The organism is Megasphaera sp. UPII 135-E (assembly GCF_000221545.1).
Taxonomy (GTDB): Bacteria; Bacillota; Negativicutes; order Veillonellales; family Megasphaeraceae; genus Megasphaera; species Megasphaera hutchinsoni.
Map to the genome: position 1 here is coordinate 1 of NZ_AFUG01000035.1, position 14,972 is coordinate 14,972.

Genomic DNA, 14,972 nt, shown 5'->3' on the forward strand with positions numbered 1-14,972 from the left:
CGTTTTTTTGATTTTTACAAAATAGCAATAAAATAATTTTTATTCTTTTCTATAACTATGATGTAACATACAAAAGATTATCACTAAAACGCAAACCTGTCAATACTTCCGGCAAAAATTACACCTATATTTTTGTAGTCTAGCAAACACGCTCCACCTTCCCTTGCTAAAAAACAAAAAAGATACGATAAATCGTATCTTTTTGTTTTTACTCTCTCTTATATGACCGTTTACAAACTAGCCTCTTCTAATACTTGCTTTTTACCTTCCCGTCCCAAAAATAAAATAGCAACAGCAATAACGAAAAAGACAAGTGCAAACAAATAGAATATGACATGCATACCCACGGCTTTCCCCAATAAATGACCTACTAAAAGCGGGGCAACAATACCGCCAATTCTACCAAAACCGGCAGCCCATCCGCTTCCCATCGCACGAATAGCAGTCGGATATTGTTCCGGTGTATACGTATATAAAACGCCCCATGCACCTAAATTGAAGAAAGACATGCATACCCCCGATATAAGCAAGACGGACACAGAACCGGCATTACCAAAGAAATACCCTGCCACAGCACTTCCTAACAAATACACAGCCAATGTATTTTTTCGTCCCCACGATTCAACTAATAAAGCCGCACTGAAATATCCGGGGAGCTGTGCTAACGTCATAATCAAGACATATTCAAAGGTCTTTACAATAGCAAATCCCTGCTTAAACACTAACGATGGCAACCACATAAAAATACCATAATAGCTGAAAATGATGCCAAACCATACGAGCCACAACAAAAACGTCCGTACGCGATAATTCGGATTCCATAACGTAGAAAAATGAGGTTTTTCCGTAACCGCGGCAATTTCCGTAGTCACAGAAGTTGCCACCTGCTGTACGTTTCTTTCTAACGCCCGAATAATATTTTCCGCTTCTTTAACCCTACCTTTATCCACTAAATAACGAATAGATTCAGGCATATGAATGCGTGCAAAAAATACATAAAGTGCCGGCAACGCACCGATCACAAAGGTAATACGCCACCCATACTGAGGAATAAAGAAATACGCAATGCAAGCCGCTAAAATCCAACCAACAGCCCAAAAACTTTCTAACAAAACAATAAACCGTCCCCGCACACGAGCAGGTACATATTCAGAAACTAACGTAACCGCAACGGGCAATTCGCCGCCTAAGCCAAATCCTACCAAAAAACGGCACAATAACAATATATTGTACGTCGGTGCCCATGCACATAACCCCGTAGCCAGGCTATATAGCAAAATCGTCACACAAAAAACATTTTTTCGTCCCCATCGATCAGCAAGAGAACCTGAGACGACTGCACCTAACGCCATTCCTGCCAAACCGATACTACCGACAACCCCCATTTGTGCGGTTGTTAAGCCCCATTCTTTAGCAAGCAAGGGCAATACAAATGCAATCAGCCCCGTATCAAAAGAATCAAACATCCATCCTAAGCCAGTTACGAGCAACAATTTATAATGAAACTTGCTAACCGGCAATGCTTCCAAACGTTGTAAAATCATGTATATCACACCTTTTCTATTGTCATGACAGCTGTATATACATATAATACACGTCAGCACGCAAAAAAGCAAGTGGAGATTTTTCTTTTTCCTTATCCTGCATTATCCTTTATATAAAATACCTAAAGCAGCTAATTTTTCTTCAATAACATCTAACTCCTCTTCGGACATAGCAAATATAGAATGCATATGAATGCCGCCGCTTAAAGAAGACAATAAAGCAGCATGCGATTGTTGCATCAACGTCATATATTGCTGCAAATCACGCCGTGAGCGAAGATTTAATTTTGCTTCTAATTCACCATACACCTCATGTTCCACCAACACATTTTCCACTACACCACCATTATCCACCATCGTTTCTAATTCCAGCTGCATCAATTCCACGCCATGTTTACACACCATTAACCGCCGACAACCCACCGGCTCTACGTGCAATAACTGATATCCCCGCGGCGTGGAAATAATATTACGCCCTTTAGCTCTTAACATAGCAATATCCCCGACAATAATTTGTCTACTCACCTTGCACATTTTCGCTAACGTCGTTCCATTCACAGGGGCATCGGCTTCATTAAGTATCTCTATAATCTGTTTTCTCCGTTGTACATTATCCATATCAATCTCCCCTTTACATATGGTTTAATTATACCATGAAAGCAAGCCTACTAAAAAATACAACCACCTGAGAACCCTTTTTCCAAAGGATAAAAACCAACCGGCAACGCCCCTTCGCATAAAAACAAGCACCGCCTCCCGTGCATGTGGCACGAAGCAGGCGGTGCTTGTTGTCGTCATTACCGGAGCCGTTTGACGGGCAGCCCGTGTTGTCGCAACGGGCTTCTATAAAAACGAGTACAGTTCAGTTCTTGGTCACCATAAAACGCTTGGCAAGCGTATTAAAGGAGGAGTTTATTTGTACTTTCGTAGAAGGAATAAATACATAGCGCCATTCTTTTTTGTGACTCTTATAAGACCAGTCGCTTACATCCTCACAATATTTGACGGCTTGTTTTTCTTTGGCAATCACATCGGCATCGTTGAGTTTATCTTCGCCTTTCACTTCAACGATATAAAAGTATTGCTCCGTTTCTACCACAAAGTCGGGAACATAATGCCTGCCGCGGTTATATGTGATATTAAATTCATTTTGCCCGGGTCTTAGCCAGGTAATCACATCCGCATCTTTTTCTAACACTCGTGCTAATAAAAGTTCGGGCAAACTATCAAACTTAGCCGAAGAAAATACGCTCTCCATTATACCATGCACACACGTTTTCCAGTGAACAGCCATTGTTTTTTCTATGTTTAATTCATGTTATCATGATTTTGTGCGTATCTGACATCCTCTCATGACTAAAGTCACGAGGTTCCTATTTACACCCAATTTGCTTAAAATTATAATTATAATTTCAAGTAGTGATCGAGTAAATTTAATAGGCTATCCCCGTATGCCCTACGGTTCTTACATATATTATATAGAATTTAAAACTTTCAATCCTTCGATTAAGATATTATTTGCGGCGTTAACATCTCGATCATGATGAGTACCACATTCTTGGCAAGTCCATTCTCGAATTTTAAGATTTTTAACTTCGATATTCTTAAAGCCACAATTAGAACATAATTGACTGGACGGATAAAAAGTATCTATTTTAGAAACTATTTTTCCGTACCATTTTGCTTTATACTCTAATTGTCTTACAAATTCCGATAATGAAACATCTTGAATCGACTTAGCCAAATTATGATTTTTCATCATATTTTCAACTTTTAATGCTTCAATGCAAATAATATCGTATTCTTTAACTAACCTAATAGAAATTTTATGCAGAAAATCCAATCGTTGATTTTTAATTTTCTCTTGAAAATTAGCTACCTTAATTTTATATTTAAAATAATTATTGCTTTTAAAAACTTTTTTAGAAAGTTTTCTTTGCATCGTGGATAATTTTTCTTGAGATTCTTTAAAAAATCTAAGATTATTAATTTTTTCACCTGTATTAAGAATTGCAAACTCTTTAAGTCCTAAATCTATACCTACATTTTGATTGGTTTTCTCAAACTGTTTCGGTTTAAATTCAGTTACGCAAATACTAGCAAAAAATTTATTAGATTTAGTTTTAGAAATTGTTATAGACAATATCCTTCCGGATATTTCTCTATACCCTTTTATCCTTATCCATCCTATTTTGGGGATTTTAATTTTGTTATTTTCAAATCTTAAATTAGAATTTGTTTTGTAAACATCTTTAGAAAATTTTTTTGATTTAAATTTAGGAAAACCCGTTCGTTTATTAAAGAAATTTCGATATGCTACATCCAAATTTTTAAGTGTATTCTGTAATGCACATTTATCCGGATTTGCAAGCCACTTTTTTTCTTTCTTTAACTGGGTTAGTTCCTTAGAACATTCGTTGTAAGTTAGATTTTCGTTATTCTCTTTATAGAGATTTATTTTTCTATTTAGAAAATAATTATAAATATATCTAACACAACCAAATGTTTGATTTAACAATTGTATTTGATCTTCATTCGGATATATTCTAACTTTAAATGCTTTTTCCATTTAAATATATCCACATCCGTATGTTACATTCATTATGCTACCTCCTTGGATAACATAATTATAACATATGAATTTTAATTTCAAATAGGAATAAGGATAAAATTATTTTTTATATAATATATGTAAAAACCGTAAAACTTTTGAGAGGATGGTTGTTCAATCGGATTCGCTACGTCCGACCGGCGACACTACTCGCACCTCTATCTTTCGATAAAGCACAGACTATATCTTAATCCTTGTATCATTAAGGATCTCTACCATTTCCTATACGCTTGTACAGTACTCCTTCTCAGGATAGTCGTTGAACGTTCCGATGTTATTTGTAACATCGGCTTCGCTGCCGATTGCCCATTGTTGCATAGTGTTTAGGATTTAACCTTGCACCATCTCAAAGATTTGTTTCTACTTTCGTAACTTAATATACATTAAGTACTTTGAGCTTTAGGGGTTTCCGGCAATTAAGTAGATTTCCGAATATTACTATTCGGCACATACTCATTGCTGAATATGTGGACTATACATGCCACTTACTCATGACTAAAGTCACGAGTGTGCGTGGCACACCTAATCAACGCTAAAAGAGTTGTTCTGCTGAGCGTGCATAGATAAATGCGTACGTTTTTTTCGTCCCCCCTTGTTAAGACCGGTAAGGTGTTCCTTGTTTCGCTATTTGCGTAAATCGCATACGCTCTGTATAGATGCGGTTATGCAGCCGCAGTATACGAAAAAGCGGCGTACGCTGTATGACTACGGAGTACGCCGCTAATTCAAAAAAAGAAATTAGCTACATGTAGCTGCTTAAGAGATAGAAGCAACTGTATATTTTATAGCTGCGAAAAATCTAAGGTCGCAAATAAATCATCTACTGTTTCTGCACGGCGAATGCAAGTAACCGTGCCATCTTCATGCCAAAGTAACTCAGCTGAACGTAATTTTCCATTATAGTTAAAGCCCATCGAATGTCCGTGTGCACCCGTATCATGAATGACTAAGATATCCCCTTCATCTATTTTCGGTAATGCTCTATCAATGGCAAATTTATCGCAATTTTCGCAAAGGGATCCGGTCACATCATATACATGATCGAGGGGCTGTGTTTCCTTACCCAATACGGTAATGTGATGATACGCACCATACATCCCCGGACGCATCAAATTAGCCATACAAGCATCTACGCCAATATATTCTTTCCAAATATGTTTATGATGAATGGCTGTCGTCACCAAATAGCCGTAAGGGCCTGTAATAGCACGGCCGCATTCAAATGCCAATTTCACTTTATCTAACCCGTGCGGACGCATTATTTCTTCAAAATATCGCTTGATACCTGCACTAAGTTCATCATAGTCAACAAATGATTCTTCCGGGCGATACGGCAAGCCTATGCCGCCGCCAAAGTCAATGAAGTCTACGGCAATGCTCAGTTTTTCTTTTACTTCCACCGCTAATTCAAACATCATTTTAGCTGTATGAATAAGGCCTGACACATTCAATTCGTTGGAAACAACCATCGTATGTAAGCCAAAATGTGAAACGCCTTTTTGTTGCAATTCCTGAAAGGCTGCAAAAATTTGCTCTCTTGTTAATCCGTATTTTGCTTCTTCCGGTTTACCAATAATGGCGTTTCCTTCTTGTAGCAACGGACCCGGATTATACCGTACACAAATAGCATCGGGCAAGGGTCCCATTTCTTCTAAATAAGCAATCATGGAGATATCATCCAAATTGATGAGTGCTCCCATTTCCATGGCCTTTTGATACTCGATCTTGGGTGTATCGTTAGAGGAAAAAACAATATCTTTTCCCGTAATGCCCACTTTTTCACACAATATTAATTCTGCCAGGGAACTGCAATCCGCACCTACTCCTTCGTTTTGCAATACACGCATAATGTACGGATTAGGCGTGGCTTTCACGGCAAAGTATTCTTTAAATGACGGTGCCCACGCAAAGGCCTTTATCAGTTTTCGTACATTCTGAACAATGGCCTTTTCATCATAAATATGGAACGGCGTTGGATATTGCTTAATCATGTCGCGAATTTGCTTTTCTGTAAAAGGAACTATTTTCTTATTCATACCTATCCCTCTTTTTATATAAAAATTAAATAAAAAAGTACCACAAGAATTGTCTACCATTATTTTTTATTATATAATACCCATATGCAATGTGTAAAATAGATTATTCTAATTACTACAATTCGTTTTTATGATTATTGGAGGATATATGGATACGACCACCTTACGCACGTTTCTCGCTCTAGCACAAATCAAAAATTTCACCAAAACGGCTCGCCAACTTTATGTAGCCCAATCTACGATTACCAACCGCATGCAAGATTTAGAAGCGGAATTAGGGGTATCGCTGTTTGCTCGCAATCACAAACAAGTGACCTTAACCACCGCCGGTCAAAAATTTCTTCCTTATGCACAACATTTTATTCGCCTGGAAACGACAGCCTTACAAGAAGTGACACAATCTCCTACGTATGCACAGCACATCCATCTAGGCACGACAAATACGATTTACGAATGTCACTTACAAAAAAAGATCCGTTCCTTTTTGGCCACAAAGCCGAATATTTCCTTAGCTATCACGATCAGTCATACGCCGGATATGCTCTTGCAGTTGCAAGAAAATATGTTGGATGCGGTCTTTTCTTTTAGTCCTTTATTTCGCGATGGCTATATTTCTCGGCCTTATCGTACGGATCCGTTGGTGTTAGTGTGCCATAAAAAAATAACCGATTATGCCGAAGGTATTTCTAAAAATGATTTGCCCCATATTGATTATTTATTTTGCAATTTTGCCTTACAAGGAGTAGGTATATATATTCAAGATTTATTTCCCAAGCATCATCGTTTTTCTATGGAAATAGATAATAGCACCAAACTGCCCCAATATATCCTCGATGGCTTGGGTTATACGTTTTTACCCAGAAGCTTAATTGAAGATGATATAAGGCAGGGTCATCTGCGTATTATTCCCTTGTTAGATTTCGCTCCGCCCAAGGTGGATAGCTACTATATCACGCATAATCCTTCGCCTATCCCGGAGGAACTCATTCGCCATTTACGGTAAAAAAAAAGTATTCACGCGGTGAATACTTTTTTTACGCTATATTTAATGAATAGATGTAACTTGATAGCCTGCCTCTTCAACGGCTTGTTTCATCATGTCGTCCGTCACGTCATCGGCGATAATCACACTTGCTTGTCCCGCCGCTAAAGATACATCTACTTTCTTTACGCCCTGTATTTGTTGCAAGGCCTCTTTAACATGCTTCACACAATGTTGACAAGTCATCCCCGTAATAGAAATTTGTTTTTTTATACCTGTTGGTTCATGCTTAAAAAGTGAACTAATAAATCCCATAAAATCACCCCTAGTTGAATACATAAATTATATTTTATTATAAGCAATACCCATAAAGAATGCAAGTTGTCCGCGGTACACCCTGGTTACAATGGCTATGAATATCCGTATAGGTGTACCCATAACGATATAAAAACAGCAGTTGATATATATCAACTGCTGTTTTATGTTTACCTTACGAAGGGGATATAATCTGTGCCTTCTCTAACATGGTACGTAAAAATGCTTTCTCTGCGGCTGACGCTTTCACCATGGGCAACCGAAATACTTCTTCGGCTAAGCCAAGCATATGACAACATGTTTTAACGGGTATCGGATTAACCGTACAAAAAACACCGTTACATACATCCAACAGTTGCTGATGCAACCGGCATGCCTTTGCTACATCTTGTTGTTTATATGCAACTATCATGTCTTGCAACGCCGGGCCAATAAGATGGGAAGCCACACTAATGATACCGCAGCCGCCGACCGCTAATAAGGGTAACGTCAAATTATCTTCCCCACTATATAGCATGAAATCATCCGCCGTATCTCTAGCAATCACCGTGGCTGCTACCAAATCGCCACTCGCTTCTTTTATGCCCACAATATTCGTAAAATCACGGGCCAAACGCACCACCGTTTGTGCTTCCACTTTTCCCCCCGTACGACCGGGAACATTATACAGAATGATGGGTAAGGAAACCGCTTGAGCAACCGCTGCAAAATGGGCGTAACAACCGGCTTGATTGGGTTTATTATAATACGGCGTAATAACCAATAACGCATCTACCCCCGTTTTGGCCGCTTTTTGTGCAAACGCAATCGTTTGAGCCGTATTATTGCTTCCTACGTTAGCAATCACGGTGGCCTTTTTCCCTAGGGCATCCACAATCGTTGTAAACAAGGTCAACTTTTCCTGTTCTGTCAACGTAGCACCTTCACCCGTAGTACCTGCAACTAATACCCCATCAGAACCGTGTTCACACAGATACGTTGCCAAGGAAGCCGCCGCTTCATAATCAACGGATCCATCCGCATGAAAAGGGGTAATCATCGCCGTAATAACATTACCAAAATGATTCATCTACCATCACTCCTTTATAAGAGTAAATCATGAGCTAACATATATTCTGCAATTTGTAAGGCATTTAACGCTGCCCCCTTGCGAATTTGATCCCCGCAAACCCACAAATTAACAGCTTTTTCATTATATAAATCCTTACGAATTCTACCGACATAACAATCATATTTTTCTGATGTATATAACGGCATAGGATACTTCATATGTACCGGATCATCTTCTACTTGCACGCCTGGAAACGCATCAAGTGCCTGCCGAACGGCCTCTACGCTAATAGGTTTTTCCGTTTCCACATATATCGATTCGGCATGACTGCGAAATACGGGAACTCGTACCGTCGTTGCCGTAATGGCAATCGTATCATTATGTAAAATTTTATGCGTTTCATGTACCATCTTCATTTCTTCCTTAGAATAATCGTTATCTAAGAACACATCTATATGAGGAATAAGATTAAAGGCAATCGGATAATGCGTATCTAAACTCTTCGTAGGCAAGACATGTGCTTCCATTTCTTTGCCCTGTAAAAAGTCTTTCACTTCCGTTTCCAATTCTTCAATGCCTTCTTTACCTGCTCCGGATACGGCTTGATACGTGCTGACGATGATTTTCGTAATGGGTGATAAGTCATAAATCGGCTTTAACGCCATGAGCATAATAATGGTCGAACAATTTGGATTGGCGATAATGCCTTGATGCATTGCAATATCTGCCGCATTGATTTCAGGGATAACCAATGGTACCGTTTTATCCATACGAAAGGCACTTGAATTATCAATGACAACACAACCCCGTTTCGCTGCTTCAGGTGCTAAGGTCTTACTAATAGCGCCGCCCGCAAATAGCCCTATATCGACACCCGTAAATGACTCCGGCGTGGCTTCTTCTACGGTATATACGTGGCCATTAACACTCATTTTTTTTCCGGCCGAACGCGATGATGCCAACAAAATCAACTTACTATAAGGGAATTGGCGTTCCTCAATTAAGCGAATAAATTCTTGTCCTACTGCCCCGGTGGCACCCAAAATAGCTACAACAGGCTTTTTCATGGTCTTTCAACTTCCTCTCTTATTATAAATAATGCTCTAACCCAAATGTCAATCCTATCTTTGTCTGAACTTTTTTTATCGCTAAGATCACACCGGGCATAAACGATTTACGATCTAATGAATCATGTCGAATCGTCAATAATTCTCCGTAGCCACCAAACAGCACCTGCTGATGAGCGACATACCCGGGCAACCGTACACTGTGGACAGGAATACCGGCTACTGTCGCCCCTCTAGCCCCAGCCAAGCTTTCTTGCGTCCGATCAACGGCGGCTTCCACCTTAGCGGCTTGCCGTGCTTCCGCAATATAATTGGCAGTCATAATCGACGTTCCTGAAGGTGCATCTAATTTATTATTATGATGCAATTCAATAATTTCTACATCCGGCAAATAAGGTGCCGCTTCTTTAGCAAATCGCATCATAAGTACTGCCCCAATGGAAAAATTAGGTGCAATAAAAATACTTACCTCTTTCGCCGTGGCTAATTTGCCTAACTGTTCACGCTGTGCTGCCGTCAGCCCGGTCGTACCGACAACCATATTAACACCCTGCTGTAAACAAATTTCCGCATTTTTATAAATGGCGGCAGGCGTTGTAAAATCAACGACAACCTGTGGTTGATATAGTTGTAACGCCTTTTTAAGATCATCCACTATACACAGGCCTGTGTAGGGAATACCAATGACCGTACCTATATCTTCACCGACATGAGATAAACTAACCCCACCGACTAACCTTAATTCCGGATCAGCTATTACGGCTTTGACAACTTCACTTCCCATTCGTCCATCTGCACCATTGACAAGTACACTAATCATACTATCACCATCCTTATATTCATAAAAAAGGTAATCCTACTATATACCCTTTATTCAATTTACGTCAAGGAATTTCCCTTTTCATCTGCATCTTTACTTTGGCGAATTAACGTTCGTGCCGCCTCTATCCCTTCTTCTCGCACATCATCGCCCGTAAACATACGTGCAATCTCTTGCACATGTTCTTGTGGTGAAAGCAATTTAACTTGTGAAATCGTCCGTCCCTTTTCTTCTTTTTTATAAATAACATAATGCTTATCTGCCGCAGCTGCCGTTTGCGGCAAATGGGTTATACAAAAAACCTGTTCCTGCTGACATAATTGATGCATGTGCTTCGCCACTTGTACCCCCGTTTGACCGCTAATACCGACATCAATTTCATCAAAAATTCTTGTTTTATCTGATTGCTTCCGCTCCCCGATGGATTTTAAAGCCAGGGCAATACGCGAAACTTCACCGCCCGAAGCAATTTTCGCTAGTGGTTGAACCGCTTCCCCTTTATTAGCGGAAAAATACAATTCGACTACCTTCGCCCCTATCGCCGTTACCGTTTCCATCGGTTCGATGTGAAACCTGATTTGACTATGCGGCATGCCTAATTTTCCCAGCGTTTCTGTCATCGACTGTTGAAACTGCTTGGCTACGTGAAGACGCACGTCATATAATGCTTGTGCTTTTTCTTTTGCCTGCTGCTGTGCGTCGACCAATTTCTTTTTTACCCGTGCCAGCTGATTATCCACATCTTCTAATTGCTGATATTCTTGCTTTGCGTGTTGTAAAAACGCTAAAATATCCTCAATAGAAGGCCCATATTTTCGTTTTAACTTTTCCATTTTCGCAAGTCGTTCTTGCATTGCATCAAGGGCCTGTTCATCAAACTCAACGTCATCAGCATATGTCACGAGGCTCTCATAGACATCTTTCAGCTCATACACCAGCGTTTCCCAGCGTGCTTCGACTTGTTGAAACAAGGGTTCATACGTCCCCATCTTCCCTAACAGGCGTTGCACCGTTTCCGCTTGTTCTAAGACCCCGGCTTGCCTATCACTACCGTCAAACGTATATACCAACTCACGCATATTATTTTTGATATGTTCGCCCTTTGCTGCTAGTCGAACTTTTTTCTCTAATGCTTCATCTTCGCCTATTTTTAAGTTATGCTTTTCAATTTCTTTTATCTGAAAATCCAACACCGATAACAGACGTGCTTTTTCACTTTCATCATGACTTAATTTTTTTACCTCATGGGCAAGGGTTTGCCATGTGCGATACACCTCATCATAAGCAGCACGTGCCGCCTGTACCTCCGGTGTTAAGCCGTCCAATAAATCGACATGATACAAGGGATCAAAAATCAAGCGATTATCGTATTGCCCATGAATATCTAAAAGATAATCGCCGATTTGTTTTGCCACCACAAGCGGTACCAGTGTCCCATTAACCAATACCGTTCCTCGTCCATTGCGCTGCCATTTTCTTGCAATGACCAATTGGCCATCTTCCATTTCAATATGATTTTCTAACAAAATGCGTTGTAATGCTTCATCTGGTGTAGATAGAAAAAAAGCGCCTTCAACCCAAAATGACTCCGTGCCTTGTCGCACGAAGGAAGCTGAAGCACGCTTTCCGGCTAACATTCCAATAGCATCAAGAAGAATCGATTTACCTGCACCGGTTTCACCGGTAAAAATCGTCAATCCATCGCCAAAGTGAATGTGTACATCTTCAATCAACGCAAAATGCTTAATATGAAGATACTGTAGCATAAAAACCTCATTCATTCATTAACGAAAACAGAAGTTTTACCAATGGTTTGACTGCTTCTTCGCTACGCATAATAATCAAAATAGTATCATCCCCGGCCAAGGTACCTAAGACATGTTCCCAACGGGCATGATCAATTGCTGCCGCAACAGGATTAGCCGAACCCGGCAAGGTATGAATAACCACTTGATTTAACGCAGAATCTACCCGTACAACCGAATCTTGAAATAACCGTACCATACGATTTTTAGACATCAATAAATTCTGTTCAGGCGAAAGAGCATATCGATAATGACCATCACTAGTCGGTACTTTAATGAGCATTAATTCTTTTATATCTCTTGAAACCGTAGCTTGTGTCACGTCAATGCCTTCTTCTTCCAGGGCCTTAGCTAATTCATCCTGTGTTTCAATAGGTCTGGACTGTACAATTTCCTTTATTTTTGCATATCGAAATCTCTTCATGTTTTAAACCTCTCCTTTTTTCCGGTAAGCCTATCGTCCTTTTGTTTTTCTTTTTTGAATAATATATAAAATGGGCGGTTCATGTATTTGATTTAACGGGTTCCATAAAGATACATGAAACATCGACTGCGGTAGCTTCTGTAAAAAAGAAGCAAGCCCCAATGCTTCCTCTTTACCTATGGGTGTACCTGGATATGCAGCTACCATAATTATCCCATTTTCAGAAAGTTTATGCAAGCAAAATTTAATAGCTTTTATGGTAGTGGCACATGTAGTTTGAATGTCATGATTACCTTTTGGCAAATAACCTAAATTAAACACGCAAATATCAATATTTTCTTCTATTGCCAAGACCAATTGCTCATGCGAGCCACACCGCAAACAAATCGACGGATCCCACACCTTCGCCTGAAGCAATCGCTCTTTTGTTCGTGCTATGGCCACCGGCTGTATATCAAAGGCATACAAGCGTGCGCCATCTTGCATGTATCGCTTTAAAAACACCGTATCCTTGCCATTACCGCAAGTCATATCCACCACGACATGTGCCTGTTGCAGATAGGGACGTAAGAGCATATGACAAAGGGATACGGCATGATGTAACATTTCCATTACGCTTAACTCTTTCCTGCCAACTTCGTAAATAAATTAGTATAAAAATACTTTTCTGTAAATCTAATCATTTTCAATGCATAGTCAGACCGACTTACCCGCAAGGATACCGTACGCGGAAGTTCTTGATCCGTCATCCCGTCAATGGAAATGCGAACACTATTCCGACTCGGGGCAGAAGAAAATGTAAGCACCGCTTGTTCGTCCAATATAAACGGCGTCTTTAAGAGTAAATGGGGACAAATCGGCGTAACCATCAGGCATTTTACTTGTGGGGCGACAATCGAACCTCCCCCGGAAAAGCTATATCCCGTACTCCCCGTAGGCGTAGAAACGATAATACCGTCACCGGGATATTGCTGAACAAAATGACCATCAATATACACATCGATCCGCACCATTTTCCCGACATTACCATGGGCGATAACAATTTCATTTAACGCCAGGGGCAAGACCTTGCTTACGTTCTCGCCCTCACATAATGCAGCACTCAGCATCATGCGTTCTTCTATATGATAATCCCCAGCCAATATACGGGTCAACCAATGTTCTACTTCCGTCGGTTCTACTTCAAATAAAAATCCTAAAGACCCAAAATTAACCGCACACACCGGCACCTGTGCCAGGGCAAATGAACGGGCCATTTTCAGTACCGTTCCATCGCCGCCTAAAATGAAGGCTATGTCAATCGTTGGCATCAGTTCATCACATGGCTGATAATACGCAGCATCAATGGATCGATATATGGCTTGTGTACTTTCTAAAACATAAGAAGGTAATACCACATCCACCCCATGTTTCTCGCATACTTGTATAAACGAAGGGATCCACAACCCGCATTCGGGTTTAGTTAAATTCGGAAAAATTCCAATACGCAACCTGCTCACCTACAATTCATGAGACTGCTTAACGACCGCATCGATCATCGTCGGCGTAACAAGCAGTCGCGGTGTTTCCTCTTTACAAGAAAACAACAAATATTCAATATTACCATCAGCACCTTTAATCGGCGAAAACGTCAACGCTAAGGGGGATATGCCCTGTGCATGAATGCCCGCAATAACACGCAACAACACCTCACGATGAACGGCTTCATTACGCACAATACCGCCTTTGCCAACGCATTCTCTACCAGCTTCAAATTGCGGTTTAATTAAGGTGACCATTTGTCCGCCCCACCGTAATAAGGGAACCACCGCCGGCATAATTTTTAAAATCGAAATAAAGGAAACGTCAATAGAAATAAAATCAACCGGTTCTCCTATATCCTCACAGGTGACATACCGTATATTCGTACGTTCCATATTGACGACCCGTGCATCCGTACGCAACGACCACGCCAATTGCCCATATCCCACATCCAGGGCAAATACTTTAGCCGCACCATGTTGCAAGGCACAATCTGTAAAACCACCCGTTGAAGCACCGATATCCAGCATCGTTTTAGCCTCTAAAGAAAGCGAAAAAGAAGCAATCGCCTTTTCCAATTTTAAGCCGCCTCTCCCGACATACGGCATGACCTTTCCCTTTACCGTAACGGGTGCCGACACGAGTACTTTCGTCCCCGCTTTATCCACGCGCTTATTATCGACATACACCAGCCCGGCCATAATGGTAGCTTTCGCCTTTTCCCTGCTTTCACAAAGCCCTTTTTCTACTAAAAGTACATCCAGTCGCTCTTTTTGTTGCATAGATACCCTCTTCT

At 40.4% G+C, this 14,972-nt stretch carries 15 protein-coding genes; 1 reads left to right on the forward strand and 14 read right to left on the reverse strand.

Features of this window, described 5'->3' with window-relative positions:
- Positions 1 to 230: 230 nt before the first annotated feature.
- The 5 genes from HMPREF1040_RS04840 to HMPREF1040_RS04860 all read right to left on the reverse strand — a co-directional run bounded on the left by HMPREF1040_RS04840 (position 231) and on the right by HMPREF1040_RS04860 (position 6,191).
- Positions 231 to 1,544 (reverse strand): MFS transporter, encoded by a 1,314-nt coding sequence (locus HMPREF1040_RS04840; RefSeq protein ID WP_007392921.1) that lies wholly within the window; start codon positions 1,542 to 1,544, stop codon positions 231 to 233.
- Positions 1,545 to 1,646: 102 nt separating this feature from the next.
- A complete protein-coding gene (locus HMPREF1040_RS04845; RefSeq protein ID WP_007392875.1) occupies positions 1,647 to 2,162 on the reverse strand; it encodes a transcription repressor NadR in 516 nt (171 codons plus the stop codon).
- 244 nt (positions 2,163 to 2,406) lie between these two features.
- Positions 2,407 to 2,802: a TnsA endonuclease N-terminal domain-containing protein gene (locus HMPREF1040_RS04850; RefSeq protein WP_218015435.1), complete on the reverse strand. Its 396-nt coding sequence runs from the start codon at positions 2,800 to 2,802 to the stop codon at positions 2,407 to 2,409.
- A gap of 216 nt (positions 2,803 to 3,018) precedes the next feature.
- Positions 3,019 to 4,113: an IS200/IS605 family element RNA-guided endonuclease TnpB gene (gene tnpB / locus HMPREF1040_RS04855; RefSeq protein ID WP_007392868.1), complete on the reverse strand. Its 1,095-nt coding sequence runs from the start codon at positions 4,111 to 4,113 to the stop codon at positions 3,019 to 3,021.
- Between the two features lie 824 nt (positions 4,114 to 4,937).
- Positions 4,938 to 6,191, reverse strand: a complete 1,254-nt coding sequence (locus HMPREF1040_RS04860) for a diaminopimelate decarboxylase (protein WP_007392906.1) — start codon at positions 6,189 to 6,191, stop codon at positions 4,938 to 4,940.
- Between the two features lie 148 nt (positions 6,192 to 6,339).
- On the opposite strand from HMPREF1040_RS04860, the gene HMPREF1040_RS04865 reads away from it, so the two are divergent.
- Positions 6,340 to 7,194, forward strand: a complete 855-nt coding sequence (locus tag HMPREF1040_RS04865) for a LysR family transcriptional regulator (RefSeq protein WP_007392857.1) — start codon at positions 6,340 to 6,342, stop codon at positions 7,192 to 7,194.
- Between the two features lie 42 nt (positions 7,195 to 7,236).
- Here HMPREF1040_RS04865 and HMPREF1040_RS04870 read toward each other — a convergent pair whose 3' ends face one another.
- From HMPREF1040_RS04870 to HMPREF1040_RS04910, 9 genes are all read right to left on the reverse strand, one after another.
- Positions 7,237 to 7,488 carry a heavy-metal-associated domain-containing protein gene (locus tag HMPREF1040_RS04870; protein ID WP_007392901.1) on the reverse strand — a complete coding sequence of 84 codons (252 nt, stop codon included), beginning with the start codon at positions 7,486 to 7,488 and terminating at the stop codon, positions 7,237 to 7,239.
- A gap of 175 nt (positions 7,489 to 7,663) precedes the next feature.
- Entirely contained in the window at positions 7,664 to 8,557 is an 894-nt protein-coding gene (gene dapA / locus HMPREF1040_RS04875; protein WP_007392834.1) for a 4-hydroxy-tetrahydrodipicolinate synthase, read from the reverse strand.
- A 14-nt stretch (positions 8,558 to 8,571) separates the two neighbouring features.
- Positions 8,572 to 9,606, reverse strand: a complete 1,035-nt coding sequence (locus HMPREF1040_RS04880; RefSeq protein ID WP_007392849.1) for an aspartate-semialdehyde dehydrogenase — start codon at positions 9,604 to 9,606, stop codon at positions 8,572 to 8,574.
- A 22-nt stretch (positions 9,607 to 9,628) separates the two neighbouring features.
- Positions 9,629 to 10,426: a 4-hydroxy-tetrahydrodipicolinate reductase gene (gene dapB / locus HMPREF1040_RS04885; RefSeq protein WP_007392862.1), complete on the reverse strand. Its 798-nt coding sequence runs from the start codon at positions 10,424 to 10,426 to the stop codon at positions 9,629 to 9,631.
- Positions 10,427 to 10,485: 59 nt separating this feature from the next.
- Complete coding sequence (recN, locus tag HMPREF1040_RS04890; RefSeq protein ID WP_007392911.1) at positions 10,486 to 12,192, reverse strand: DNA repair protein RecN; 1,707 nt, start codon at positions 12,190 to 12,192, stop codon at positions 10,486 to 10,488.
- 7 nt (positions 12,193 to 12,199) lie between these two features.
- On the reverse strand, positions 12,200 to 12,655 hold the full coding sequence (argR, locus tag HMPREF1040_RS04895; protein ID WP_007392863.1) for an arginine repressor: 456 nt from the start codon (positions 12,653 to 12,655) through the stop codon (positions 12,200 to 12,202).
- 30 nt (positions 12,656 to 12,685) lie between these two features.
- Entirely contained in the window at positions 12,686 to 13,267 is a 582-nt protein-coding gene (locus HMPREF1040_RS04900; RefSeq protein WP_007392884.1) for a class I SAM-dependent methyltransferase, read from the reverse strand.
- Positions 13,268 to 13,272: 5 nt separating this feature from the next.
- Entirely contained in the window at positions 13,273 to 14,145 is an 873-nt protein-coding gene (locus tag HMPREF1040_RS04905; protein WP_036257673.1) for an NAD(+)/NADH kinase, read from the reverse strand.
- A gap of 9 nt (positions 14,146 to 14,154) precedes the next feature.
- On the reverse strand, positions 14,155 to 14,958 hold the full coding sequence (locus HMPREF1040_RS04910) for a TlyA family RNA methyltransferase (RefSeq protein WP_007392877.1): 804 nt from the start codon (positions 14,956 to 14,958) through the stop codon (positions 14,155 to 14,157).
- Between the last annotated feature and the right edge of the window lie 14 nt (positions 14,959 to 14,972).